The sequence below is a fragment of the Vibrio sp. Y176 genome (assembly GCF_033438945.1).
Window position 1 is genome coordinate 793,719 of sequence record NZ_JAWOQS010000001.1, and the last position, 24,534, is coordinate 818,252.

29 protein-coding genes are annotated in these 24,534 nt (G+C 43.2%); 11 read left to right on the forward strand and 18 right to left on the reverse strand.

All coding sequences use genetic code 11. The features are described 5' to 3' along the window. Nucleotides 1-197: 197 nt before the first annotated feature. Complete coding sequence (locus R7O13_RS03470) at nt 198-1,085, forward strand: LysR family transcriptional regulator (protein WP_017634152.1); 888 nt, start codon at nt 198-200, stop codon at nt 1,083-1,085. Nucleotides 1,086-1,162: 77 nt separating this feature from the next. Here R7O13_RS03470 and R7O13_RS03475 read toward each other — a convergent pair whose 3' ends face one another. After that, a complete protein-coding gene (locus tag R7O13_RS03475; protein ID WP_238967188.1) occupies nt 1,163-3,796 on the reverse strand; it encodes a bifunctional acetate--CoA ligase family protein/GNAT family N-acetyltransferase in 2,634 nt (877 codons plus the stop codon). A 236-nt stretch (nt 3,797-4,032) separates the two neighbouring features. Here R7O13_RS03475 and R7O13_RS03480 point away from each other — a divergent pair, with 236 nt between their 5' ends. The 10 genes from R7O13_RS03480 to R7O13_RS03525 all read left to right on the forward strand — a co-directional run bounded on the left by R7O13_RS03480 (nt 4,033) and on the right by R7O13_RS03525 (nt 14,869). Further along, nucleotides 4,033-4,602: an SPOR domain-containing protein gene (locus R7O13_RS03480; RefSeq protein ID WP_318302996.1), complete on the forward strand. Its 570-nt coding sequence runs from the start codon at nt 4,033-4,035 to the stop codon at nt 4,600-4,602. 149 nt (nt 4,603-4,751) lie between these two features. Then, entirely contained in the window at nt 4,752-5,741 is a 990-nt protein-coding gene (locus R7O13_RS03485) for a D-alanine--D-alanine ligase (protein WP_033907069.1), read from the forward strand. A 128-nt stretch (nt 5,742-5,869) separates the two neighbouring features. Further along, entirely contained in the window at nt 5,870-6,256 is a 387-nt protein-coding gene (locus R7O13_RS03490) for a DUF3319 domain-containing protein (RefSeq protein WP_005376294.1), read from the forward strand. Between the two features lies 1 nt (nt 6,257). Then, nucleotides 6,258-6,569: a stress response translation initiation inhibitor YciH gene (gene yciH, locus R7O13_RS03495; protein WP_005376292.1), complete on the forward strand. Its 312-nt coding sequence runs from the start codon at nt 6,258-6,260 to the stop codon at nt 6,567-6,569. 651 nt (nt 6,570-7,220) lie between these two features. After that, nucleotides 7,221-8,690 (forward strand): hypothetical protein, encoded by a 1,470-nt coding sequence (locus tag R7O13_RS03500; protein WP_318302997.1) that lies wholly within the window; start codon nt 7,221-7,223, stop codon nt 8,688-8,690. A 779-nt stretch (nt 8,691-9,469) separates the two neighbouring features. After that, nucleotides 9,470-10,069: a hypothetical protein gene (locus tag R7O13_RS03505; protein WP_318302999.1), complete on the forward strand. Its 600-nt coding sequence runs from the start codon at nt 9,470-9,472 to the stop codon at nt 10,067-10,069. A 693-nt stretch (nt 10,070-10,762) separates the two neighbouring features. Then, a complete protein-coding gene (locus R7O13_RS03510; protein ID WP_318303000.1) occupies nt 10,763-11,503 on the forward strand; it encodes an HNH endonuclease signature motif containing protein in 741 nt (246 codons plus the stop codon). Between the two features lie 163 nt (nt 11,504-11,666). Next, entirely contained in the window at nt 11,667-12,023 is a 357-nt protein-coding gene (locus R7O13_RS03515) for a cell envelope integrity protein TolA (RefSeq protein WP_318303001.1), read from the forward strand. A 338-nt stretch (nt 12,024-12,361) separates the two neighbouring features. Next, nucleotides 12,362-13,720, forward strand: coding sequence for a hypothetical protein (locus R7O13_RS03520; protein ID WP_318303003.1), 1,359 nt, complete (start codon nt 12,362-12,364; stop codon nt 13,718-13,720). A gap of 723 nt (nt 13,721-14,443) precedes the next feature. Beyond that, nucleotides 14,444-14,869: a phage protein gene (locus R7O13_RS03525; RefSeq protein WP_069543457.1), complete on the forward strand. Its 426-nt coding sequence runs from the start codon at nt 14,444-14,446 to the stop codon at nt 14,867-14,869. Here R7O13_RS03525 and R7O13_RS03530 read toward each other — a convergent pair. From R7O13_RS03530 to R7O13_RS03610, 17 genes are all read right to left on the reverse strand, one after another. After that, on the reverse strand, nt 14,866-16,866 hold the full coding sequence (locus R7O13_RS03530) for an ATP-binding protein (protein WP_180761565.1): 2,001 nt from the start codon (nt 16,864-16,866) through the stop codon (nt 14,866-14,868). The genes R7O13_RS03525 and R7O13_RS03530 overlap by 4 nt on opposite strands. A 306-nt stretch (nt 16,867-17,172) precedes the next feature. After that, complete coding sequence (locus tag R7O13_RS03535) at nt 17,173-18,237, reverse strand: hypothetical protein (RefSeq protein WP_253657060.1); 1,065 nt, start codon at nt 18,235-18,237, stop codon at nt 17,173-17,175. Between the two features lie 12 nt (nt 18,238-18,249). Then, a complete protein-coding gene (locus R7O13_RS03540; protein ID WP_017636135.1) occupies nt 18,250-18,429 on the reverse strand; it encodes a hypothetical protein in 180 nt (59 codons plus the stop codon). Further along, a complete protein-coding gene (locus tag R7O13_RS03545; RefSeq protein WP_017636136.1) occupies nt 18,410-18,637 on the reverse strand; it encodes a hypothetical protein in 228 nt (75 codons plus the stop codon). Before R7O13_RS03545 ends, R7O13_RS03540 begins: the two co-directional genes overlap by 20 nt. A 13-nt stretch (nt 18,638-18,650) precedes the next feature. Next, nucleotides 18,651-19,121, reverse strand: a complete 471-nt coding sequence (locus R7O13_RS03550; protein ID WP_046876230.1) for a structural protein — start codon at nt 19,119-19,121, stop codon at nt 18,651-18,653. Between the two features lie 2 nt (nt 19,122-19,123). Beyond that, a complete protein-coding gene (locus R7O13_RS03555; RefSeq protein WP_256913357.1) occupies nt 19,124-19,888 on the reverse strand; it encodes a hypothetical protein in 765 nt (254 codons plus the stop codon). Next, a complete protein-coding gene (locus tag R7O13_RS03560; RefSeq protein WP_256913356.1) occupies nt 19,885-20,412 on the reverse strand; it encodes a chemotaxis protein in 528 nt (175 codons plus the stop codon). Before R7O13_RS03560 ends, R7O13_RS03555 begins: the two co-directional genes overlap by 4 nt. Next, on the reverse strand, nt 20,413-20,799 hold the full coding sequence (locus R7O13_RS03565; protein WP_046876228.1) for a hypothetical protein: 387 nt from the start codon (nt 20,797-20,799) through the stop codon (nt 20,413-20,415). Continuing rightward, nucleotides 20,784-20,981, reverse strand: coding sequence for a hypothetical protein (locus R7O13_RS03570; RefSeq protein WP_005457419.1), 198 nt, complete (start codon nt 20,979-20,981; stop codon nt 20,784-20,786). Before R7O13_RS03570 ends, R7O13_RS03565 begins: the two co-directional genes overlap by 16 nt. After that, the gene (locus tag R7O13_RS03575) at nt 20,978-21,121 is read right to left on the reverse strand and encodes a hypothetical protein (RefSeq protein WP_005457439.1); all 144 of its coding nucleotides are present in this window, start codon (nt 21,119-21,121) and stop codon (nt 20,978-20,980) included. The genes R7O13_RS03570 and R7O13_RS03575 overlap by 4 nt, the downstream gene beginning before the upstream one ends. Then, nucleotides 21,121-21,429 (reverse strand): hypothetical protein, encoded by a 309-nt coding sequence (locus R7O13_RS03580; protein ID WP_025627790.1) that lies wholly within the window; start codon nt 21,427-21,429, stop codon nt 21,121-21,123. The genes R7O13_RS03575 and R7O13_RS03580 overlap by 1 nt, the downstream gene beginning before the upstream one ends. A gap of 9 nt (nt 21,430-21,438) precedes the next feature. After that, nucleotides 21,439-22,266, reverse strand: coding sequence for a major capsid protein P2 (locus tag R7O13_RS03585; protein ID WP_318303006.1), 828 nt, complete (start codon nt 22,264-22,266; stop codon nt 21,439-21,441). Further along, a complete protein-coding gene (locus R7O13_RS03590) occupies nt 22,266-22,394 on the reverse strand; it encodes a hypothetical protein (protein WP_005457441.1) in 129 nt (42 codons plus the stop codon). Before R7O13_RS03590 ends, R7O13_RS03585 begins: the two co-directional genes overlap by 1 nt. 112 nt (nt 22,395-22,506) lie before the next feature. Continuing rightward, nucleotides 22,507-23,265 (reverse strand): hypothetical protein, encoded by a 759-nt coding sequence (locus tag R7O13_RS03595; RefSeq protein WP_213906831.1) that lies wholly within the window; start codon nt 23,263-23,265, stop codon nt 22,507-22,509. Continuing rightward, a complete protein-coding gene (locus R7O13_RS03600) occupies nt 23,237-23,692 on the reverse strand; it encodes a hypothetical protein (RefSeq protein WP_262629669.1) in 456 nt (151 codons plus the stop codon). The genes R7O13_RS03595 and R7O13_RS03600 overlap by 29 nt, the downstream gene beginning before the upstream one ends. After that, nucleotides 23,682-24,227, reverse strand: coding sequence for a hypothetical protein (locus R7O13_RS03605; protein WP_262629668.1), 546 nt, complete (start codon nt 24,225-24,227; stop codon nt 23,682-23,684). The genes R7O13_RS03600 and R7O13_RS03605 overlap by 11 nt, the downstream gene beginning before the upstream one ends. Beyond that, nucleotides 24,220-24,531, reverse strand: a complete 312-nt coding sequence (locus R7O13_RS03610) for a hypothetical protein (protein WP_140135575.1) — start codon at nt 24,529-24,531, stop codon at nt 24,220-24,222. The genes R7O13_RS03605 and R7O13_RS03610 overlap by 8 nt, the downstream gene beginning before the upstream one ends. Nucleotides 24,532-24,534 lie beyond the last annotated feature (3 nt).

Here is a 24,534-nt window from a genome sequence, read left to right on the forward strand (position 1 = left end):
ACACGCGGATATTAATGGATCTAAATAGTAATTACTATCATTACCATTGTCATTTATTGATTTGTATTGAATCTTCTTCTTAGGCTATGAGCATTCCTAGTCTTTAGTTATCAATATGTTATATTATTTGTCGTTAGTTCTTGATAAGTTCATCTAAACACAACGAATGTGATGAATGTCACATTAAGAGAGGCCATGTGCAGAGTCCAATTACGTTAGAAGCACTCCATATTCTAGATGCTATTGATCGAAGAGGGAGTTTTGCTGCTGCTGCGAATGAGTTAGACAGAGCCCCGTCATCGCTGAGCTATCAAATCCAGAAACTCGAGCAAGACTTAGACATTATTATCTTCGATCGCTCTGGTCACAAAGCCCATTTTACTGAAGCAGGTAAGCTTATTCTTGAAAGAGGAAGAGCCATTTTACAAGCCAGTGAAAAGTTAGTGAACGATGCAACGTTATTGGCGAATGGCTGGGAACTGGATATTACCATTGCCTTCGATGGCATTATTCCTATATCCAACTTTTTCCCGATGGTTGATGCGCTGGCCGAGGTCAGCTCAACTCGAGTCAGGCTGCAAGAGGAGATTCTGGCTGGTAGCTGGGAGTCGTTGAATACGGGGAGAGCTGATTTACTGATTTGCCCATCACTGGATACGCTTCCTCAAGAAGTTAAGTCAGAAAAAATTGGTAAAATGAGTATGTATTGGGTAGCTTCCGCTGATCACTATGTTCACAAGCGCAGTGGTAAATTTGATGAAGCAGCGCGAGAAAAGTATCGGATTATTGCTATTGCAGATACCGCACGTGAGCAACCAGCGCTCTCAATTAATATCATTCAAAAACAGCCTCGCTTGACCGTCACCAACTTTACGGCAAAAGTAGAAGCGCTCACTGCAGGTTTAGGTATTGGTACATTACCAAGCCAAATTGCACAACCTCTTATTGATAGTGGTGTATTGAAACGAATCGAAGGCACTGAAGAACAGCCGATGGATATTATTTTGGCATGGCGCCGGAACACTATGGGTGAGGCAAAATCCTGGTGTATTCAGTACTTAAAAAAGAATTGGAAACTAAAGTAACAACGTAACTTTTACTTCTTAGATTCCCATTGATTATCGAATGTAAGAAGTAAAAGTCATCGCTAATGCTGCGCTTTTCAATTTAAAGGGAGCACCATATCTGCCGTACCGTCTGCAAACTGAACATCGATCTCAAACCCCAAGTTCTGAGCCAACATCAACATTCCTCTGTTTGTTGGCATGGTCATTCCAGACATTTGCTTTGTGCCTTTAACTTTGCAATAGCTGATTATTTTCTGCATCAGCACTTTGCCTAAACCTTTTCCTTTCAAATCTGAACGAACCAAAATAGCAAACTCAGCGTCACTATTGTCTGGTGTAATCAATGCGCGGGCTACCCCTATGATAGACGGTCCGTCAGTATTAAACGCTACCGCAACAAACGCCATTTCGCGGTCATAGTCGATTTGAGTAAAGTTTGCCAAAGCCTCATGGTTGAACTCTCCAACTTCAGAAAAGAAACGTTTATAGAGATCTTCTTTCGATACGCTATTAATGAATTGAGCATGTAGCGGCTCATCCTCAGGCAAGATAGGGCGAAGCAGGATAGGCTGGCCATCTCGAAGCGTTACAGTTTCGACAAACTCTGCCGGGAAAGGGCGAATCGCTAGCCGTTTTTGGGCGTCTCCTTCGTATTTACACAGTGTGACATCTGCATCAAGGATGGTTAAATCGCTTCCGGACACTAGTACTGGATGGATATCCAGTTTTTGTATTTCTGGTAACTCAACTGCCATTTGGGAGATACGAACCAAGAACTTCGACAACTCAGTAATATCGAGCGCATCTTTGTGTTTCTGCAGGCGAATCTTTCCAGACTTTAGGGCAACAACGACAAGGTAGCGCGCAAGCGTCATGTTCAAAGGAGGAAGTGCAGCGACGGCATCTTGGGCGATATTCCACTCAGAGCCGCCTTGACCAAGCAAGATCACTGGTCCAAAGACTTTATCTACTGCAATACTAATCCGTAGCTCTTCAGCGCTGCCGAGCTTTGCCATCCCTTGTACCAACAGCCCATGTACATTGGCGGAAGGATAGCTGAGCTTTACGGTATCTAAAATGGATAGCGCTGCGTTGGAAACTTCTCGACTGTTTCTTAAATTTAGAGCGACACCGTGAACATCCGATTTATGAGGAATGTCTGGAGAACGCAATTTAACCGCAACAGGATATCCAATATTTTCTGCCATATGAACGGCTTCAATGTCGTCAGATGCAATCCACGTCGGCAAAACGTTAAACCCGAACAGCTTAAATAATGGGCTGGTTTGATGCGTATCTAAGGTGACTGTATTTTTATCCAGTAGTCGTTCGTTTACCCATTCTTTTGCTGAACTCACACTTCCAGAATGTAATGGCTCTGCCGTCGTTGGCGTTTCCATTAGTTGTTTCTGGTTTCGTCTGTATTCGACCAAGTGCATGTATGCTACAACCGCACTTTCAGGTGTTCTATAGGTTGGAATACCTGCTTGAGTAAATGCCAGTCGTGCCTCTCTCGACGTTTGTTCTCCTGACCAGTTGGTCAAGATATTAAAATGCTTATGCCGAGGGTGAGATTTGATTGAATTAATAACGGCTTGAGCAGTTTCAAGAGGATCAGAAACAGCAGAAGGACTATGCATAATCAATATCGCATCTGCACAGTCGTTATTCATCAGTGCGTTAATGGTATCAATATAGCGTTTTTGGGTTGCGTCACCAGACAGATCAATCGGATTTCGAGCACGCCAGTTGGATGGAAGTACTGCTTGTAATTGCTCAATGGAAGCGTCATCAAGCGTTGCGAGTTGGCCACCACGTTCAATCAAAGTATCAACGGACATAACAGCAGGGCCGCCGCCATTGGTGATGATCGCTAAACGCTCTCCACGAAGTGGCACAGAATGCGTGAGTGTTTCTACCGCGGCAAAAAGCTCATGCGTATTGCTGACTCGTAACATACCAGTTCTGCGAATAGCAGAATCGTAAATTACGTCAAGTGTATCTCCGTCTTGCTGCTCAAAAGTATTCATCTCTTTAGAGCGGCCCGCTTTTAGCACCAATATACGTCGGTTACGTGAAGCGGCGCGCGCAGCAGACATAAATCGGCGAGCGTCTTGGATATTATCAACATAAAGCAGAATAGCTTCAGTGTTTCCATCCATACTCAAATAGTCGAGCAAATCTGCAAAATCGATATCTTGTCCGCGCCCAATCGAAATGAACGAAGAAAAACCAATGTTCTTATCATTTGCCCAGTCTAAAACCGTGGTACAAACCGCCGCGGATTGTGAGATGAAAGCAATTTTTCCGGGTTTAGCTGCAACAGGGGAAAACGTGCAGTTAAAATTGTGCCAAGGAAGGATGATACCTAAGCTGTTTGGGCCTAAGACTCGAATGTTCAATGATGAGATATCTAAAGGCTTAGGGTCATCAGAGATAACAATCGCAAACGGTGTGCCTCTCTCATCTAGCTCTTTAAGCAATTGCTCGTTACGTGAAACGTTCGTACACAAAATTGCAATATCTGGCGTATAGGGCAGGGAAGCTACATCGGGGTAAGCGATCACGCCAGATACGGCTTTATATCGCGGCGTTACTGGCATAATCGCGCCACCAAACCCACTTTGTAGAAGGTTGCGCATCACAACATGTCCTGCTCGCAATGCTTTTTGAGATGCCCCAATAACGGCCACAGAGTTGGGTTTAAAGAGTTTATGTAGTTTATTCATGCTGACTCCTGGCCGTTTGTAAGTCACGTTGGCTTCTCGGTTTCATATCAATCATAAACGAATAATTTACCGATAAAACATCTTCAGACCAGACATTGCAGAAAATGTGTACGATGCTTATGGAGTTTGTGTTATTCATCACATCAAAATCACAGATTATTGTATTTGATGCTTGATAAACGGCCCTGCTATCGGCATGATTTAACGTAATATTTATCCAGAGCATTTGTTACTTCATGAAAAAAATCGCAATCATCGGCTTGTCAGTTCTGCTTTCTGCTTGTGCATCTGAAACTTACATCACGGATGTGACCTCAGAAAGTTACCGAGAGGACTACAAATCAGATCGTATCTCTAAACCAATTATGGCGTCTGAAAACGCTGTAGTAGAAAAAGACGTACAACCAACTGTTGTGAAAATGACGGCAAAGCCTGAAGAGAAGAAAGTAGTCAAGCTAACGCCAAAAGAGCAGGCGAAGCCAGTTAAGATCGAACCACCAAGTAAAAAGCAAGCTGGCATTCAACGATTCGGCTATACCATTCAAGTCGCAGCTGTGGGTAGCCAAGCTAAAGTCGATCAGTTTGCAAATAAGCTGCCACAGAACGGTCAGCCAATTTGGGAAAACTACAAAGTTGTAAACGGTACTAAGTGGTTCTCAGTTTTATACGGAGACTACGCAACAAGCGCAGAAGCCAAGCAAGCGATTTCGACTTTGCCAGCTCAATTTCAGCAGTTAAGACCATTTGTTAAAAGCATTGATGCAATCAAAAACTCAGCTTACCCAACGCTTAACAAATTAAATTAACACATCAAATAAGGGAGCGAATAGCTCCCTTATTTATTTGCTCAAATCCTATTCGAACAACATTCCTCACATTAAAATTACTGTACGTCACACTTCAAAGGTTTATCATAATAAATAGTATCTTTTGTAGGTCACGGAAAGATGGATTCATGATTAAAAATATTCTTTTACTATGCGGCGGTGGCTCTTCTGAGCACGAGATTTCATTATTGTCTGCAAACTTTGTCGAACAACAACTAAATCTTATTGAAGACGTTCACGTTACACGCGTAGAAATAAAAAACGAAGGTTGGATGACCAACCAAGGTGAGTTGGTTTACTTGGATCTCAATACCAAGCAGTTGTGCTCAAGTGAATCTAATCAAACCATTGATTTCATCGTGCCTTGTATACATGGTTTTCCTGGCGAAACAGGCGACATTCAATCTCTGTTTGAAATCGCAGGTATTCCTTATCTTGGCTGCGGGCCAGAAGCGAGTAGCAATAGTTTCAATAAAATCACATCTAAGCTTTGGTACGACGCTATTGGCATACCCAATACGCCATACTTATTCTTAACGCGAAACGATGAAGAAGCTCACGTTCAAGCTCATAAAGCCTTTGAAAAGTGGGGAAAAGTTTTTGTTAAAGCCGCTCGCCAAGGCTCTTCCGTTGGCTGTTACAGTGTCACAGAAAAAGACAAGCTTTCTAATGCAGTAAATGATGCTTTTGGGTTTTCTGACCAAGTGTTGGTTGAGAAAGCAGTAAAACCTCGAGAACTTGAAGTTGCTGCATATGAGATGAATGGCCAACTACATATCACTAAGCCAGGCGAGGTCATCGCGCCTGATGGTGCTTTTTACTCGTACGATGAAAAGTACAGCAGTTCAAGTCACTCGCTCACAGAAGTTGAGGCGAAGAATCTAACTCAAATACAATTAGATTCCATCCAACACGCGTCAGAGACGGTATTTAAACAAATGAATCTTCGTCATTTATCTCGTATCGACTTTTTCCTAACGGAAGATGATGAGATTTACTTAAACGAAGTAAACACATTTCCAGGAATGACTCCGATCTCAATGTTCCCTAAAATGCTTCAAAACAACGGGCACAAATTTCATGAGTTCTTGGAAGATTGTATAAACAGTGCAAAGTGATTAACGTTATCGAGACGCGTTTTATGATACAAGTTGTTTTCTAGAGCAAGGATTATTCAAGCCGTATTTGAATATTGCTCAGTAGCAATTATGATTATATCAACGCATTAAACAGATGACTCAGTGGTATGGCGATTTCAAATTATAGAGGTTTTAACCTGCAGTCAGTCGGATCAGATGGCAGTGTTTGGAAGGTTAAAATCAAGAACCACGTTTTACAGGGCAGTTTGACGGCGGTAAAGAAAAGCATTGATTGGTGGTGTGACACCGCATCGATTATTGATCCCAAAGAGTTTGCTTCACTCGGGCAAAGAGTGCAGCAAACTGGTGTTGCAAAATCAGAGGTCTTTAACGGCTATACTATTCAAAACGATACAGGCCAACCTAACTCTTGGTACTGTATGTTTAATGGTAAACTGATTAAGGGCAGTAAAGCCGCTATTCAACGCCATATCGAAGCTTATTTGGTTGCAAAGCAAAAAGCGATGCAAGCTCAACAACAAAAGAAACAATAGAATGACTCTGGTATATTCAACAGAAACCGGTCGAATTAAACCGGAAGAAGAAAAAGTATCTCGCCCTAAAGGCGATGGTGTTGTTCGGATTCAGCGCCAAACGAAAGGCCGTAAAGGTAAAGGCGTATGCATTGTTACAGGTTTAGACTTGGATGATGCACCTTTAAAGTTATTAGCGGCAGAACTCAAAAAAGTCTGTGGCTGTGGTGGCTCTGTAAAAGATGGCAATATCGAGATTCAAGGTGATGCTAGAGACAAGATCAAGGCACATCTTGAAAAGAAAGGCATGACAGTCAAATTAGCCGGTGGCTAATTTAATATTTCCAGTAAACAAAAATGGCGTCTAAAGAAATAGACGCCATTTTTTATAAGTTGCTAATTGAAGAGCAAGCAATCGTAGATTGATAGATCGATATTAGCTATTTTATGGTAAATAACGATTATGTTTAATGCTCACAGTAAGGCCCTTAAATTTAAAATCTGCAGGGGAATAGGAGCATACTCAGACAGCATTTAGCGTACGACGATATACAATTTAACTTATCTACGAACTAGACCTTGTACATGCTTATCATGTGGAGTTAAATTGCATTAATAACAATAAGATAAAAACATATTGAGCGCTGAACACGCCATTTTTGTACATGTACAGTCCATTCTGGATAGTAAATCGCATTGTTTCTGGACTCCTTGTACATGTCGCATGAGCGTTTTTATTGACGATATGAAAACATATGATGGTTGTGTTGATGCTGCGTATTCCCAGTTCATCGCTATTGAAGATAGGGGTGTACGTAAAGCTATAGCGAGGTTACGATGCGATCAGCTTGTAGCTGATGGTAAGGCTAACCCTAACTATTTATTTAATAATATTGCCACTTACCTGAAGGCGTTTTGTAATGATGTTCTTATATCTCAACCATCATAGAGCCACGATAGTTACCCAATTTTTAGGACATTAAACTTGATTTTAGTAATTAAGCAACTTACTCATGCACTGCTGATATTTATGACAACCTTTCTTTCTTTGTCGTCTTCAGCTAGCCAGAGTCCTTGGGAATATGGTGATTATACCTATGAAGAGAAAGATACTATTTTGATTTCTTCTACTCATGGCAAGCATGTATGGGGGCATACGCTGCGATTGGTTAGAAATAAAGAATACTGCCATCAACCACAAATACTACTGAACTTATCTACAACGAATAAGGTGCTCCCTCCTAAAGGTTTACCTGTAACTCTGAATTTCGAAATTGGAAATCGGATACACACCATATCAACTGTTGTTTCGTCTAATTTTGAAATCGGGGCTACCAAGCAGGTGAATTTCAACCCAATAAATCTCTATCCTGTAAGTAATTTATTAGATGACTTAAAAGAAGGTAAACGACTAAAAGTCACAATTATCGGCGAGAACACAAAGTACTTCGATATTAAAGTTGAAGAGTTCAGCTTAGCTGGGTTTACAGCACATTACTTGAAGGTGGTTGATGGGTGTGAGTCTTATCTAGAGAATCGATCTGTGAGGATAATTGAAGACTATATAGGGGCTTTTACTTACAAAACAGACCATAGATATCATGAAGTTGTTACCAGAGAAATAACAAGCAAGCAAAGTGAATTTAGGATCGCACTGCAAGTGGATAGTTGTGAGTTGCCTAAATTTTACCTTCTAGCTGATGTTACTAATAATTCGACATTTCATACTGCTGAAAAGCTGACATTGACATTAAGTAGCGATAAAAGTGTATATAGAGTCCAAGGAAACGTGGTTAGAAAGAAAGGAAAAAATGCAGTTCAAATCGAGGTTGTTCCACTGTCTTATGATGTGCAAAAAGTCAGAGAGTTGGTAGCATCTGATAATTTTGATCTCGAATTATCAAGGGGAAATACTTTCGTATCTGCTAGATTTAGCTCTCTAGGTATGCAAGATTTTTTTCAACTTGTCTATTCTAAATGTAAAGACACGTTAGCTCTTTTATCTGAACAATATTTCCCTGAAATTGAGTCACTTATCTCGTATGTATGTAAAGACGGTGGCTGTGAAGAGTTAGTTAATGAGTGTCATACCAACGCACTAGAAGGGCTTAAGAGAGTATGTATCGGCACTGCTCTATACCAATCAGTGTTTAACGCTGAAATTTGTACAGGACAACCTGATCTACTTAGTTGCATGAATCAACATGATATAGCTAAAGAAAAGTCTATAGAATTTTTTAAGTTTGCATTGAAAAATGGAGGCTATGCTAATGCTGCCATTAATATATGCAGACCATTATCGAAGCATAATACGTCTAACAAACTGCTTCTAAAGGCCAGAAGTGAGTTAAATGATGTAATGGAAGGAACTGCACCGGATTACAATTGGGTCGACCTTTATAATTGTATCGATGATACCTATAAAAAAATCACTATCGAAGCTGTTACTAATTAGAAATAGCAGATTCACTAGGTTGCTAATTTCAAACCACTAACAAATTTTTGCCCCAAAACTATTTGGAGCAAAAGCTCTTGCTTACTTCGAACCTAGTAATTTCCCCTATTAAAAGTTATCCGAAGGAACTTGGGTAACAGCATTCTTCTGAAACTATAAGGCATCATGCAATCTAATCTCTGTTAACTTTCGTTAGCAGCTTGATTACACATTGATGTGCTATTAAAGAGGTTGCATTATAGCAATACGAAAGGCAGCTAACAGCCGCTTAGAAAGCGTTATGTGGCTTAGCACACTGAATAAGGGCAATATACTTGCCCTTGTTATATTGGCTAGTTAATTTTTACAACCATTTTTCTCACATGTCACTTTGCTAGTAGTATTTGTCCAGTGACTAGGGTTTTCCTTTGTATTAAATCCACAACCGGTAGTTCCACCCTTTTGTCCTTTGTGTACAATGCTTGGCCCATCTGGTGGGGTGTGCTTCACAGGCATATTATATCCTTATTCAAATTGCCGTTATTGGCAGTAACAACATAGTTTAAAATTGCATCAAATATGACATCTAGTGCGTATTTTTTGCATATTTGAGATGTTAAACGACACCAATACACCACCACATAACAAAGCATTTAAGAGGGATTCACAACGCTTAGCAGTTTTGGTTTGAATTGGCTTTAGTGTTTACGGCACAATGGTTTAGGTCGTGTGGTTTGCGTTGTTCACCCCTTAATGCGGCGTTATGGTTCACCGAAGTATCCAGTGTAAAAGAGGTTCTTATGTCAATTCGCATTTTCAAAACTAGCCATCTTGATGATATTCCAGAAATTCAGAACTATCTGAGCCAGTTACAAGAATTAGATGCTATTGAGATCGATTACTTTCACCAGAGCGCTGTGGCTGGTGAGTTAGCTGGTATGGCTGTGGATATATTGATGTCCAAAGAAGTTCAAATCACGTTGTCTTCTATAGCCATGGGGCAGCTTTTGTGGAAAATAGTTCAGACGCTCAAGAAGCTAGGTAAGCAATTTTCAATATCTTCCAAGACTGCAAAATTAATTGCTTTATTCAAAACTCAAGAAGCTGTTCAAAAACAAAACGAAAGCGTAGCTGTTAATGATTACTTGGTTTATGGTCCTATGAGCGCTGAGCTTGATGTCGACCTTAGTACACTCTGCGCTAATGAAGATACACAAAGCGATGATATGTATTTTAGTACATGTTTTTTAGCCGTCGTTTTCCCTCGTCCAAGAGGTAGAGTTAAAACCATCTGGTATTTGTTCCAAAACAGTGGAGATATATTAGCTTCTTGGTCAACGCAAACATTAGCGGATAGGATGCCTGACTTTTTAAATCCACATGTAAAAAGTGAACCATAACAAACTGTTCAAGAGTGATTCGCAACGCGTGGCATTTTTACTATGCGTTAGGTTTAGTGGTTAAGGTGGTATGCGGAGGCTTCGGTATTGCGTTGCTCACACCTTAACAGGGCGTTAGTACGGGTTTAGCATCAAAGGTCATTAGTTTTGGTGTTTATCTGTTTTGGTGTTCGTCTTTACACCTTTCAATTTGTACCTTTCACGTTCTTTCCGGTGGCACTATATGAGGAGTGTTCGCTTTGATGTCATCGTTTACGGTTTCTAACTCTTAGCCTATTTCTTTGGCGCTTCTTCATTTTCGTGGTGGCTTTTGAGAGAACCTTGATTACTTTTGGTGTGGCTGTTGAAGTGCGAGGAAAGAATCCTTTTCTAATTTGAAGTCAGTAAAAGTAGGGGAGTTCAGTGCGTTTTTCTTCTAGCCAACTCTCGTCTCTCAATAGCGGTAAAGTTTTGTAGCTGCCCGTCTCACTTCAGTGTTCAAAGCCTTTCATATCATGCCACTTTTCAATATCTTGGAGCGCATAAATAGAAGTAGCGCATGTACTAACAAATTGCTTAAGAGTGATTCGTAACGCGTGGCATTTTTACTATGCGGTGGCTTATGGTGATTAAGGCGCTGTGCGGTAGCTTTTGTATTGCGTTACTCACACCTTAGCAAGGCGTTATATTCTTTGAGGGAAACTTGGCAAAAATATGAGAAAAATCAACTACAACAAACGTAAGTCAAAGTTTTATGATGCTTTAGAGTCACAGATAGATTTAGGTGCTCTTCTAGATGGCTATCTTCTCAAAGTGAAGTTTAATGATCGTGGTTATGCATTAAAAGAAAGTGTTATTGTAATCGAAGATAACTGGTTTCTATGTGAGTTTTCAGGTTCAGATATCACTCGCTTTCCGTCAAGAATTAAGGCTCTTGCATCCCACCTCAATAGTCTTGAGTTACGTGGCGAGTTTGTTGTATCCCACGAAGATGGTCTATGTACTGTCCAGCTACTAAAAGCACATGAGTTAAGCCTAGATGCTGAAGTTCAGGCTTCAGTAACTGAATCAACAGAAAGAATTGCCTTAGCTTCTTCACGTATAGGTCAGGGGCGATATAGACAAAACCTATTCAAAATCTCTTCAAGTTGTCCTATTACTGGCACGACTGATCCGCGATTTCTAATCGCTAGCCACATCAAACCGTGGAGAGTGTCGACCAACGAAGAGAGATTAGACCCAGAAAATGGATTCTTACTAGCTCCTCACATTGATGCTCTCTTTGATAAAGGTTACATCTCTGTCTCCGATACTGGAGAACTAATGATCTCAAGTGCTGAAATTGAAGCGCAATTAGAGCAGTGGAGAGTCGACCTTAAAGTCAAAATTAGTGGCTTATCAGAGCGTAAAAAGGAGTATTTGGCTTACCATAGGAAAGTCGTTTTTGTACAGTAATTCAATGTATTGAGTACGAATATAACAAAGCATTTAAGAGTGATTCCCAACGCATGGCATTTTTCATTCCATTGTTGGGTTTTGTGTTTACGGTGGTTTGGTTCAGTTTCGTGGTTGCGTTGCTCACACCTTAATGCGGCGTTATGTTCAAGGAACGTTAATAATGAAAAACGCAATTTTTATTGCATTAATATCAATGTTTATTGCTGGGTGTGTTGGTTTCAATGATTCGCCAGAGGCTAGACTAGTTCACAATGCATCCTTGATGAAAGTTCGAATACAAGATGAATTGAACCAGCAAGATGAGTATCTAGGGTACGATGTCCGTGTAAACTTTAAACTTAATGATAAAGCTGAGGTTACCGAATTCTCGGTGCTAAAAAATAGTGGGCTTCGCTCGTTTGATAACGCGGTCGAAAAAGCAGTAAAGAACAGCTCTCCATTCGAATTTTTATTAAGTCTAAGTCCGCAAGAGTTCGAGCAGTTTAAAGATATTAACCTTACCGTTGATTTAGAGTAGCCGTGAACATAACAAATTGTTCAAGTGTCCGGTAATGGAATTGGACACTCAAGGTCGCATTTATAAAAATGCCGCAGCGTCAACTCGTCTATTTAGAGCAGGTTTACTAGATTATTTCCTGAAAGTTATAAACGACTCTACCTACCATAAGAAAGCCACATAAAGAGAGTAGGGAGTCAATATTATATTGGTATTGATAAAAATCATCCCCAAAAAAGAAACCTCACAAATCCAAAATGATCATACGAAAGGATTGGGCGCAGCATAAGGCACAATACAAGAGCGTCATGGAGGACATAAATACAGCTATTGGCGTCAGAAAATTAGGGAAAGAATAGATGGGTAGTTACGCATACGATTATCTGAATGATTCACTGTTACTAGATAGCTCATTGATTACTCGGCTCTACACTGGAGTCTCAGACGCAGCTCTAGAGAAAGAACTGCGTAATTACCGCGAGTACTGTTTGAAAGTGCTTCCTGAGACCAGAAACAGCATAAAGGCACACGACACTGTTCGTTGCATGGCAACCGACACAATGTCACAAGTTTCTCATTTAAAACAAGCAGCATTGTATTTGGAAGAAGCAGTTGTAACAGACCCTGTCTTTAAACTAACTGATTTCAGAACGTCAGCCACAGAGGCCTTGACGTCATTCATGGGAATGGCTTCAACACCTAAAATTGATCGTGAAAGCCTAGCTAAAGCCGCTATAAAACTTATTGAGTTACGACCATTGGTAGTTGGTGGTTACGTTAAGCTTTATCCTGTTAGTTTCGAGTTAGAAAGAGGTGCTGAAATCCCAATCATATCTTCTGATGTTGGCTTTGAAGACGCTCTACCAACACATATTTTGTATGAGTATAAAGCAAGTGCAGATGTTAGAAGTGTTAAAAATGACAATGGTCGTATGCTTGTAATGCGTGACTTGTATCCATGCCGCCAGATTAGTATTCACTTTAAAGGCATGGAGGAGGGATTTTGTATGGGTTATATGCTTAACCCAACAGAATTTAAACCAACAGCAAAAGAAAACATATACACGATGATTCAAAAGCTATCATCTGTGCCTCCTGAGAAGGAGGACTTCACTCAATGGGTAAAACAGTCTGTGAATCAAACAGCAAGAAACCATTTCATTGACCTTAACAAACGACTTGCATTAAGTAATTCTTTGGAGTGTATGTTTGGTACTGAACACCCGTTTGAAAGTAAGTTGTTGAACATGAATGTTAGCGAAAGTGACATAAAATCAAATACTTTGAATTGTACTTTACAAATGGATGTACCATTTTTGGACAAGGTTTTGTCGGAGGATTTGATGTCAATACGAAACAATGATGGTGAGGCATTTCATTCATTCCGTGCTGAACTGGAAAAAGGCTTCCGAGCAGCAAGAAATGAAACTGACCCAGACCGTGTTCGCACGATCATTGAAGATACACAACATGAATTATTTGAAGTTCAAATGCGGCAGATAGCGCCACAAATGAAGCATATTAAGAAAGTCCATTTAACTGATGTTGGTATTGCTTTTGCGGGTCTGGGTCTAAGCATGGCAACAGGAGGAACTAGCTTATTAGCAACGGCGCTCGCTATGGCACATGGGTACAAGTCCTATAGTGACTACAAATCGAAGATGACAGCAAATCCATGTCATTTTTTATGGAATGTAAAACAAAAGGCGAAAATTTAGCTATTCATAATAATTAAATTACACGATTGGAGCAGCATGATAAATCGAATATACGCAGCTCATAGCTGTAAAGAAGTTTGATGAGCAGACTTACTAAGGTTTACCAAGTTCAATCAGACAATAAAATCTGTAACCTAAACAACCAACATGATGTCTTTACGCTAATGTGTCAGCTCTAGGCATTTCTCCAGAAAAGTTTCAAGTGCTGAGCACGAAATCATAGCAATCGTTAGTAGAGATCTATTTAACTTTAGTTAAATAGATCTTCTGATAACGTAGTTTATGGTAAATAGATTATGGTTAAATTAGAAAAACAGCTTTCAGGGCATTATATGTACAAATATACGCTCATAGATTTTGCCAAGAAAGTAAGAGGGGTTATAAAGTTAACGTTCTAATTTATCTAGCCTTAGGGTAAGTACGTGTACAGAATACTAATCATTGTGAATTTAACATAACACATATAATGCGCACCAAGGGGTGTTTTGTTAACAAAGTCTAACTCTTTGATTAAGCCTTTCATAAGTCTCTGATAACCAAGCCGTAAATTTTAATTTTGTGAGTTTTAAACGTTTAAGTCGTTTGTACTATTACTGGCGATTGTTTCCCGCAATCTACAAAACTCGCCCAAACCCCTTACCGCCACATTATGAGGCGTTCGGTTAAGGCGAAAAAACAAGAAAAAAATAATTTTAGTCTGTTCATCAAATTGCGAGCGTTGTCATGTTTCACGAATCATTCTGCACTCTATTCTGGCGCGAATTTAAAACCCTTAAGCAAGGCGCCGAGTTTTTTCACGTTACCAAGCCGACGGTTGTTCGTTGGTTAGATGGCACCGTTCCGGTGAATCCAATGGCGGAAAAACTGCTACTCATCAAATCACTTGGTTATTTGCCTAATGACATCCGTTGGTCAGGTTTTCGAGTTTGTGAGCAACGCGCTGTGTTAATCACACCATCAGGTCGTGAGTTTAGCCCTAAAGAATTGGAAAGTTTTGTGTTTTGGCGTGACGAACATCGTCAGTTTGTGGAAATGTACGGACACTTTGAGTATCCCAAGATTTATCCTGCTAAGGAAAATCTGTTGCCGTTTCGTGGCGGCCGTCGAATGAAAGCCGCCGAATGGATACCAACAAAAAATAAAGGTTAAACTGATGCGAGTTGCTTAATGTTTTCTGTGAGCTTGTCTGGGTTTGTTTCTTCAATCTCACCATACTTTCTTTTGAGGGAATCAATTATGTGAAAGTACTTAAGTTTATAGTCACCAATTACTTGGTTCCACTCTTTAATCCAAAGCCTAATTTTACCCGACTGTAAAAGTAATCCAGGCATTCCATGAATTTTATTGCTATCTAATTGTGTATCGATGTCAAAGCGATTGTCAGGCTTGTTCGTAATCACGTTTCCAACCAAAACAAAATCCCAATACTCATTTTTAGTGTCAAAGCGTTCTTCATTTTTGATTACATTCATATACTTCTTTATTTGAGAAACTTCTTTATCTGTTAGCTTAACCGATGGCCTTTTTAACTCTACGATAAGGTTCTTAAAAAAGGGTTTCCCATCAATGTATATAGGCATTTTTTGGCACGCAAACACATCCATTTCTTTATTTTTGTGCTCATGAACAATTTCATACTTATCGTAATGTTTTGGGTGGTATAGTTCGTTATCATGGTCATCCACAAGGTCATAACGTTCTTCATTGAATTTTAGGTAATTACGAAGAGCCTTGTCGAACTTGTCCTCTTCTGTCGTGACTACGCCAAACTCTTCGCCAAAGAGCCATAAATTTGATTCAATAGCCTTTTGAATATGAGCCACTTCATAAGTGTCTTTTTTATTTTTAAGAAGTGCCTCAAGAAGTTCCAGTATTTCAATGCGACCTTCTAACTTGTTGATTGTATTTACAATGTTAGACATGGTTATTTTTTCTAATGTATTAGAAAGTATTCTCATGTCAGTTTCCGACAACGAAATCACACCACCCAACACATCAAACAAACTCTCTGGATTATCCGAATTTACTATTCTATCTATAAGCTTGATTAATATGGCTTTTTGCTTATCATTTGCCAGCCCTTCAAATACACTAGAATCGGCTTTATATATAACTCTGATTGCATCCTTTAATTGTTCGGTCTTAAATTGTGCTAGTCGACCAGTGGAGTTTGAGTCAGGGAAAAAACCTTTGTGCTCATAATCGATAATTAACTCATCGACTGCATCTTTTCTTAATTCTAAATATTTAGTGCTAAGAGCTTCCTTAGCAATAGATAATATTTCACTATATATAGGTGATGATTTATCAAATGATGGAACCAACTTACCATCATCCTTTTGCACGAACTGGGAAAAATAGCTAGAGCGAACAATGCAAGAACAATTAAATGAGTCTTTATTAAATTTCTGTTTAATAATTATGTTGTTATCATTATCGCAAAAGTAAATATTTGACTTTTCTAAATCAAGAGCACTTTCCCAGACAATTGATTCAAAATCAACACTGTGCGATGACACGTTTTTATTGATTTCAGAATGGTCGATATACTTTGGAAGTGGCAATCGCGCGCCATTAATATTGATTTTTAAGTTAGGCTTTAATAGTGTAATCCATGTAAGATTGTTAATTAGGTACGTTTTTATTGTGTTATTAAACTCATTTGGAGTTAAATGGACATTATTGAATTTTACGCTTGTACCAGTAGAGTTTTTAAAAAGTTTAGGTTCAGTGTGAGTAACTGTAAATTTGTCTAAGGAGTCTTCATGGATCTCAATCTGAACTGCCTTAGAGTTTTCCTTGTGTTTACTTTCCCATCTTGCATTGTCACAAAACTTAAAAAAGCTTAGCCGCCCCCTACCATGCTTACCTCGAATTAGCGGGTTTTTGCTATTTTTTTTCTCCGAGTTGCCCAGTTCATCAAACGGTGTAACATCATTGTTAGTTTTGATGCCCGTACCATTATCTGTGACTGTAATGCTATGAATCTTATTTGGGTCTAGCTCCAATTCTGTCAAAATATCGACTTCAGTTGCATCAGCGTCTATGGCATTCCAAATATACTCAGCGAACGCTTTTGCTTTTGTAGTGCTTTTTAATTTGTCTTTAACAGTGCTTTTGGATGCCCCTAGCTTTTTTTCTGCCATTGTTTTAACTCTTTTTTGTCAAGCATATAAATCAAGCTTCATTGTAGTAACGAAACTAAATACGTCAAACAATTCCGATGGTTATTAGTTTATTGATTTCCTTAAAAGTGAGCTTTCATCACAAACCAAAAAGCCGAACCCCATCGCTAAGGGTTCGGCTTTTTAGGCTTCTGCTTTGGTGGCGTCATTTGAAGCCTATCGAGGTCAATCGACCCGCCAAAAGTATCGGCTCCCTACTCGCTGTGTAAATCATCATTAATGACGTTTCGAACCAGTTCTCACGGTTTAAGCCTTAGCTTTCATTGCTTACACTAGCGGCGGCGCGACATCGAAAAAGTTCATGTATAGGTTTTGGCTAAAGAAACCACGAACCTGCGCGTTTGCCGTTGAGCTCACCATGCCAATGTTCGACATCGTGACGGTGCCATCATCACCCAAGCTGAAATCGGTGTCCCGCGCCTGAAACTCAAACTCAAAACCTTGGTTACCCATGATGATAAACGACAAGTGTTTATCAATTGGGTAACAGCCCTCAACGCAAGGTAGGAAAAAGGTTGGGTCTGCTTTTGAGAACTTCTTGGTGATAATGAACTCTTTTCCGATGCCTTGATTGGTGTAATTGAGTTTTGGCACTTGTCCGGCTTTGCCGTAGTAAACCCCCGCACCTTCCACGGACAACACGCCCCGCGCGGCGCTTTCGATGAAAAACGCACGTTTACGATAGTTAATGGTCGCGCCACCTTCGGCCAGACTTGGGATTTCAAGCCAGAACTCTTTTACGTCGTACAAACCCGCCGGAAGTTCAACGGTGCGTGACGCTCGGACACTGGTTGCGTTGCCGTCTCCGTCCAAATCACAAATACCAAAGCGAATCTTTTGCGGGCCACCTGCCTGACAACAACGCACGTAGGCGTAATAGTTTTGCTCGCCATCTTCAATCAACGTTGGTGTATCAAACTCTTGGAACAACACCGCATTGGCACCGTTACCCGTCATACCAAGACCACCAAACATAACGGCGTTACCATCCTTGTTTTGGTGCAGGTCGGCTTTGCTATATCGGCCGGATTTCACTTTGCAATAACTGATACTGCCGCCGTGTTGAACCTCAATGCTCCACGATGGACAAATGGGTTTTGCAATGCCTTTCATGAAGTTAAAAGATTTGGCTTTATCTACCGCGTGGCCGTACAAAATATCATTCGAAAGCGTTGCGCTGTAATACTCCGCAAAGCTTGGGTTTCGCAATAGGTTGTCAGGCGCATTGCCAGCAAGCGCCACTTCTGCCATGGCGCGCTCTAGATAGTCGGCAATGTGCTCGACTTTTTTATCCGTGCTTCCCGTTGGAAGCGGTTTAACTGAATCTGTCATGATAAATACTCTTTAATCTGTCTGTTTGGCCGTGAGCACCAACACGCTTTCGCGTACATCTTGCAGCCCTTGGGTAAGCTGTTTATTGATGGCGATTTGGTACTTCAGATTCATGCCGATAAGCACAAACATGACCAGCGACTCGGACGAAAACCCCAGACCCGATAAGGCGTTAATAAGGGCGTTTTCCATCCAAGCCCCCTACTTTTTTGCTTGGTTTCCACTTGTCCGGCAACGACTCATACGCGCCAATCACGGCGGGAATGGCTAAGCCAACCGCGCCGCCAAAATTCACGCCCGTATCAGTCAGCTCCACGCTGAATAAATGGCCGTAGCCCGTCGCCGCAGCGATAACGGAACCGAGAAGCGTTAAGCCTTTTAATGTTGAACGTTCAAACATGTTGTGTTTCTCCCTAAACCAGATTGACGCCTTTCAGCACCGTGTTTTTGCTGTAGTGGCGACCCACTTCCATGATGCTCATCGCGTGAAGCACTTCGACCAACAGCGGCTTGTTGTTCACCAAGTCAATGCGCTCATCCATACCCACACCAACGCGACCCGCGACAAAGCGTGCGTAGTTGGCCGTGTGGTTTTCGTTTGGTGGTGCAAAGCGGTGAATGATTTCCGTCAAGGTGTGCAGCTCATGGCGGCGCTGATAGTTACGCAGCAAAATGGCGCCCGCACGAAAGCCCCATTCGGGCGCTTGAAAGGTTTCAAAAGCTTTATCACGTGACGGCGTCACCTTGCCTTGCCATGCATTTGGTGCAATGCGAATGTTAAGCGGGTTATTAATGCGAATCCCGCGAACGCTTGATGTGGTTGATGTCGTCATGGTGAACGCTCCAATTCCAAAAACAAAAATAATTAAGATAAACAACGGCATGGTTACACCTCCAACAGTGTGACGCTGTCACCCTCCGCGCCCGTTAAGGTCATGTCAGCCGTGCTTTCAATGGTGATGCGCTCGCCCGCTTCCAGTTCAAACGCATCAATAAACACCGAGGCGGTATTGGCTTTCGCCGCCTTAATCGTGATGGCTTTACGCGTGGTGTTTTGTGCAATGTTGTGCGGGAACACGCTCACCGCTTCGGTGATGAGGTTGCGACTGACTTGCGCATCGACGTTGACCACTTGCGTTGCTTCGAGCGTGACCGCAGGTAATGCAGACACTTCCACCGATGGCAACGATTGAACCGTCACGGGTTGCGGCGCTTTGAACTCAACAGGTGGCAACGTCGTGACGCCGAGCTGTTGATTCGCTGCGATTTTCACAGCAGGCAGTTGATTCACCGCCAGTTGTTGATTGGGCGCGATTTCTACCGCGGGTAAGTGTTCAACCGTCACCCCTGGCATTCGCTCAATCACCACATTCGGCAGTGCTTGCACCACCACGCTTTGACCCTCAACGGGCGGCGTGAACATCCCAAAACCAAACTGAATTTCAATCTGGTTATCGGTGCGGCTTGAGATAAGCAAACGCCCAAGGTGTTTACCTTCGCCCACGTTAAACACCGACGATTTACCAAGCGTGACGCGCTCACCGGACGATTCGCGATAGACTTCAATCTCAGCTTGCGCCGATTTCAGATACAGCCAATTGCCATCTGGCGTCAGCGGGATGGCTTGCCCCGCTAATAGTTGCGTGTTCATCGTTTCTTCACCATTACGTAGCCAAGCACCAACACAAGCACGATTGCTAATACCACCATCATCTTGCTTGTTTCGACTTGCCCGCCGTCTTGTTTGAATTTCGCCAAGTTCATCATGGCTTGTAGATTCTTCGAGTTCTGTGCCGCTTGGCTGCCCGCCAGTCCCGCCAACATATCGAGGTTTTCACTGTTGGTTGAGGCGTACGTTGCCAAGGAATCGCCCGCAAAATCAGCCACTTCATCAATGGCGGTTTCGGCAATGTCGTGCGTGGTGTCCATCGCTTCAAGTGAAATACGCTCATTGCTGTTGAGCATTTCGCCGCCAAACGCAAAGGCTTCATCAAACGCCTTTTCGCCAAGCTCCATGGCGGCATTCACTGCGCCGTGGTCGGTCATGGTGGTGTTGATGGTCGAGTTGTTCACCCCCGAAATCGCCACACCGAGGTTATCGCCACTAATGGCATTCTGACCGCTGACGTTAGTGGTGTTACTGGTATTACTCGATTTTGATTTAGAACTACCCATCTACAGCACCCCCAAATCCAAACGAATAAAGTCACCGTCTTGCTTGGCAGTGACGCCAATCGAACGCACCAAGCGGGCGACGCCTTGAAACGCCGTATCCGCAGATAACGATTGCATCCCCGCGGCTTTGACGACATTAACCAGTTGTTTGATGCCCGAACGCAGACCTCGACCCGCGACGCCCCACAAAAAGTAGTTATCCCCATCACGCTCACCCGCAATGATGAGATCATTTTCATTGCTGATTAGGCGATACAGACTCACGCGGCCATCCTTGACCGCTTTGCACAATTCAACGTACGCATCAGGGCAAGCGCGAAACGCGGGCTTGAGTTCACCAAGCGCACGTTTCGATTGCGTCACGACTTCAATTACTTCTTTTTCCATAGCAACACCGCCGCAATCACAATCACTACAAGAATCATCAACGTGGTGGAATTGCCGCCGCCCATGTTGATATTGCCTACCGAGAGGCTGCCACTTGATTCACCATCGGCACCGCTGACCGCGGGACCACCGTTGGCGCTAATTGGCATCGAGCCGGAATTGCCTAAAAGCCCACCAATCATAATTTGAATCCTTTCTTGTACAGGACATAACACACCAGAAGCAGACCGAGCACCCATCCGATGCGGTCAAAACCGCCCGTGATTTTGATGCCCGCCCATACGCCCACCGCACCTGCAATCAGGTATGGAATAAACGGCATTACTTCTTCCCCTTAGCGACGTAGAACATCGCCAATAACAACAGTACGAACAGCATTCCCATCATCAGGTGCGTGGTGGTCACCCCCGCAAACGCGGAGGTGTACACAGGCTCACCCGTGGGTTGTTGGTAGTCGTTATTGTGCTTTCGCTGTTCATCTGGATTGCTGGACTCGACGCGTTGAGCTTCGTTCTCAATCTTCACGCCGAGCCAGTCTTTGCCCAAGTCGGTGACGTCGGTCATCAGTTCGCCGCCCGTTTCTAAGACGCCATCCCAAATGGAACCCCACATGCTTTGCTCTTGCGCCATAACGCCCCCTTACTGCGCGGTAGGCACCGCCACTTGTTCGATGGCTTCAATCAGAACCGGAATGCTGCCCGGTGCCGTTTTTTCCACTTCAAACGCCAGTTGTTTCATGGCCGCCGTTGGTAAACGTGCTTCGCTACCAAAACCGCAACGCGTGAAGTCCATCGAGAAGAAGCCCGCATTCTGCTCACGACCTGCCGCGGCTAAGTCGTAGGCGTTATCGGCCTTGTTGACGTTGAGCTCTTCACGTTCATCACGCAGGACGCGAACGCGTTCAATCGTGTTGTCTTTGAGGTGCAAACGCTTGATAGACAGCGCCGCGCTACGCTCTGCAAAGTCAAATGGTGTGCGACCACTCGATGCGGCGTACCACGTTTGGGAATAGATGCGCGGCATGTAGATGCGTTGGCTTTGCGCCGCCGTAGTATGAGCACGAGCGCGAATCATTGGTGCCGCGGCACCCGTTTTGGCTTTTAGCTGGATGTACATGAACCAGATTTCGCCTTGCAGCGTGACTAGCTCACCTGTACGGATACCCAGTTTGGTGCGCATCGACAAATCCGAGAAGTTCAGCACGTAGCGACCCGCTTGCACGTATTCTTTCTTGTGCTCTTGCAAGTCGAACAGGTCTTGACCCGTCACGTTGACGATTTCACGGCCGTTTACTTTCACCGTGATGCGCTCAATGTCTGCCGCGTCGAGAATGTCCGTCACCAGTTCAATGTTTTGGTAAGTTGGACCCGATACCAAACGCAAGGTGGCTTGGTTGCCCCAGTTCACACCCTCTACAGGGTCAAGCTCACGTGGACGCGGGTTAAAAGGTTGTTTTAGTGCTTCCATTAGAACCACCCATTTTCGCCGTTGAGAGTTTCACGCACTGGATTGAGCACGCTGATGTTGTTGATAGCGGCAATCACGATTAACGTGATAATCAGTGCCATCAATAGGTTTTTGTGTTGCTGTTTCATGTTGTCCCTTTCGGTTGTACACGGTTAAAAAGTGATTTCATGAAACAGGGATTTGAGAGGAAGCGAAAGCAGGCGCAACCTATAGGTTAAGTGGTTAACCTATAGGTTGGATTTAGCGTTGAAGTGCTCCGGTTAGACAGTTGAATGCGCCTTTTTCGACGTTGCCGATACCGTCACGAACGAGCATATATTCGGCAATCGGCTTACCAATCGCGGCTTTGTTGTTCTTGGCTGACTTCAAGCCCGCCAAGGTATCGACGCACAAGCCTTTTTTATCCGCGAGCCATCGTGCATCGGCCATCGAGTTAACCGCGCCAATCCACCATACAGGTGATTGCTCGGTCACGGTCTTGGGCACTTCCTGTCCGCGTTGGAAAATCGAATGCAGCACAAGCCCATATTGACGCCCACCGCGCCACAATTCGCCCGCTTTGCCTTTGAGTTTGCCGGACGTTTCCACGCAGCTTGCAAGCTCTTCGATGATCACATGCAGTTGTTTAGCGTCGCCATTACCCACCGCCCATACCGCAGCACTAAAGAACTCCAATTCCTCCGAGCAAGCCCCATCTTTGGGGATATACGCCAGTTTGAACGACTTGCCGCGTTTACGTGCCATCACCAAGGCTTTGACAAACGCCACACGCGAGTTGGTTTCAAGGCATTGTTGGCCGCGGAACTTCGCCCCCGCGTAGTTGCGGTAAGGGTCAAAAAAAACCGCTTGCGCGGCTTTTGGCACTAACCCCAAGTGCTTAACGGCGGAGGTTTTACCCCCGCCCGTGCCCGCCACATAGATGACATGCTCGGCATCGTGTGACGGATTGGAGTTGACCGGATTGGGGAATTTAAGCGGCGTCTTTTTCTTTTTGCTCACGCTGTTTTTCCTCCTCGATGGCTAATAGTTCTTTTTGATATGCCATGGTTTTCTTGGCACTGTAGACCAGCGACAACACCGCCAAGCCTAAAACGGCTTCTTGCATGTAATCCCCAAACAGCGACGACACGCTATCACTGTGTTTTTCCAACACGGGCAACGCCGCATCAATCACCGCCGCCTTGCCTTTTTCATCAAACTCAAAATCCACACCGGAAATAATCGACGTGGCTTGTTCGGCAATGGTGAACAGCACCGACAATGCGCCCTCAAACATTTCACACGCGGGTTGGTGGTTGTCATCATTGGCCACTTCGGTTGGTAAGTCGGTTAGTTCGCTGACTTCGGTTTGTTCGAGTCCACTGATAACCGCGGAAAAGTCGCCCCAATCATCTAGCTCTGGTTGGTTTTCCATTTCATCCTGCATTGACTGGCTCTCCCTGTTCGGTGTCTGGTTCGGTTGGTTTCTTGGTTGGCATCAGTTGGCGAATCGCCCAAATCAGCAAGGCGACAAACGCTATCCCCGCTAAGACTTTTTTAACCGGAAACGGCGGCTTTTTAACGGGCGTTGGTGCGGGCTCCGGTTCGGTTGCTTGCTCGCTTTCAACGCTTGGCGCTTCCACCTGCTCAATCACTTCAACACTAGACGTATCAGTGCTTACAACGGTTTCGGTCACTGGTTCAACCGTTGGCGATTCGGCCTCAATTGTGACGGCGTCACTCGCTTCTAACTGTTCAACCGATTCAACCATGTTGGATTCAACAAAGGCGTTAATGCTTTTGCTCATTGGGCTGTTGCCACAGCTCGGACACTTGTAATACAGCAGTCCTAAATTACGCCCGTTTTTGGTGGGTTCGCCCTCGGCAATCAGCTTGCCTTCACCCACTCGGTGAACGGTAGAAGCCGAACTACAAACGGGGCACGATACGTGCCCGCGAATTGGGTTTGGGTGTTTACTCATCGGTGGCCGCCTCGACGGTTTCCAATTGCTGCATGTTGCCTTTGACACAACCACGATACTTTTCACGCACCTTGTTATTGAGCTTGGTGAGCTGCTCGATTTGGTCGAACAGTGTCGGATTCAAACCAAACGCTTCAAGCGAGAAATTACCCGTCATGAGCATCTTGCTTGCACGTTTGATAATCGCGTTGGTGTCCATGTTTTTGAACTGGCTCAACTCCTTTTCCACACTGGCGTTGAGTTTGTCGGCTGCATCGAGCGCGGCCATTGCTTGCTGACATTCTTTAAGAGATAGCATTTCCATTAA

Bases quoted from the DNA above. Each gene is read 5' to 3' on its own strand.
- R7O13_RS03555 (WP_256913357.1), bottom strand. From the start codon at position 19,888: ATGAACACGCAACTATTAGCGGGGCAAGCCATCCCGCTGACGCCAGAT.
- R7O13_RS03565 (WP_046876228.1), bottom strand. From the start codon at position 20,799: ATGGAAAAAGAAGTAATTGAAGTCGTGACGCAATCGAAACGTGCGCTT.
- R7O13_RS03570 (WP_005457419.1), bottom strand. From the start codon at position 20,981: ATGATTGGTGGGCTTTTAGGCAATTCCGGCTCGATGCCAATTAGCGCC.
- R7O13_RS03485 (WP_033907069.1), top strand. From the start codon at position 4,752: ATGATTAAAAATATTCTTTTACTATGCGGCGGTGGCTCTTCTGAGCAC.
- R7O13_RS03540 (WP_017636135.1), bottom strand. From the start codon at position 18,429: ATGGAAAACGCCCTTATTAACGCCTTATCGGGTCTGGGGTTTTCGTCC.
- R7O13_RS03560 (WP_256913356.1), bottom strand. From the start codon at position 20,412: ATGGGTAGTTCTAAATCAAAATCGAGTAATACCAGTAACACCACTAAC.
- R7O13_RS03605 (WP_262629668.1), bottom strand. From the start codon at position 24,227: ATGAGTAAACACCCAAACCCAATTCGCGGGCACGTATCGTGCCCCGTT.
- R7O13_RS03515 (WP_318303001.1), top strand. From the start codon at position 11,667: ATGAAAAACGCAATTTTTATTGCATTAATATCAATGTTTATTGCTGGG.
- R7O13_RS03475 (WP_238967188.1), bottom strand. From the start codon at position 3,796: ATGAATAAACTACATAAACTCTTTAAACCCAACTCTGTGGCCGTTATT.
- R7O13_RS03490 (WP_005376294.1), top strand. From the start codon at position 5,870: ATGGCGATTTCAAATTATAGAGGTTTTAACCTGCAGTCAGTCGGATCA.
- R7O13_RS03505 (WP_318302999.1), top strand. From the start codon at position 9,470: ATGTCAATTCGCATTTTCAAAACTAGCCATCTTGATGATATTCCAGAA.
- R7O13_RS03510 (WP_318303000.1), top strand. From the start codon at position 10,763: ATGAGAAAAATCAACTACAACAAACGTAAGTCAAAGTTTTATGATGCT.
- R7O13_RS03600 (WP_262629669.1), bottom strand. From the start codon at position 23,692: ATGCAGGATGAAATGGAAAACCAACCAGAGCTAGATGATTGGGGCGAC.
- yciH (WP_005376292.1), top strand. From the start codon at position 6,258: ATGACTCTGGTATATTCAACAGAAACCGGTCGAATTAAACCGGAAGAA.
- R7O13_RS03520 (WP_318303003.1), top strand. From the start codon at position 12,362: ATGGGTAGTTACGCATACGATTATCTGAATGATTCACTGTTACTAGAT.
- R7O13_RS03550 (WP_046876230.1), bottom strand. From the start codon at position 19,121: ATGCCGTTGTTTATCTTAATTATTTTTGTTTTTGGAATTGGAGCGTTC.
- R7O13_RS03535 (WP_253657060.1), bottom strand. From the start codon at position 18,237: ATGACAGATTCAGTTAAACCGCTTCCAACGGGAAGCACGGATAAAAAA.
- R7O13_RS03580 (WP_025627790.1), bottom strand. From the start codon at position 21,429: ATGGCGCAAGAGCAAAGCATGTGGGGTTCCATTTGGGATGGCGTCTTA.
- R7O13_RS03585 (WP_318303006.1), bottom strand. From the start codon at position 22,266: ATGGAAGCACTAAAACAACCTTTTAACCCGCGTCCACGTGAGCTTGAC.
- R7O13_RS03525 (WP_069543457.1), top strand. From the start codon at position 14,444: ATGTTTCACGAATCATTCTGCACTCTATTCTGGCGCGAATTTAAAACC.
- R7O13_RS03480 (WP_318302996.1), top strand. From the start codon at position 4,033: ATGAAAAAAATCGCAATCATCGGCTTGTCAGTTCTGCTTTCTGCTTGT.
- R7O13_RS03530 (WP_180761565.1), bottom strand. From the start codon at position 16,866: ATGGCAGAAAAAAAGCTAGGGGCATCCAAAAGCACTGTTAAAGACAAA.
- R7O13_RS03610 (WP_140135575.1), bottom strand. From the start codon at position 24,531: ATGGAAATGCTATCTCTTAAAGAATGTCAGCAAGCAATGGCCGCGCTC.
- R7O13_RS03590 (WP_005457441.1), bottom strand. From the start codon at position 22,394: ATGAAACAGCAACACAAAAACCTATTGATGGCACTGATTATCACGTTA.
- R7O13_RS03575 (WP_005457439.1), bottom strand. From the start codon at position 21,121: ATGCCGTTTATTCCATACCTGATTGCAGGTGCGGTGGGCGTATGGGCG.
- R7O13_RS03545 (WP_017636136.1), bottom strand. From the start codon at position 18,637: ATGTTTGAACGTTCAACATTAAAAGGCTTAACGCTTCTCGGTTCCGTT.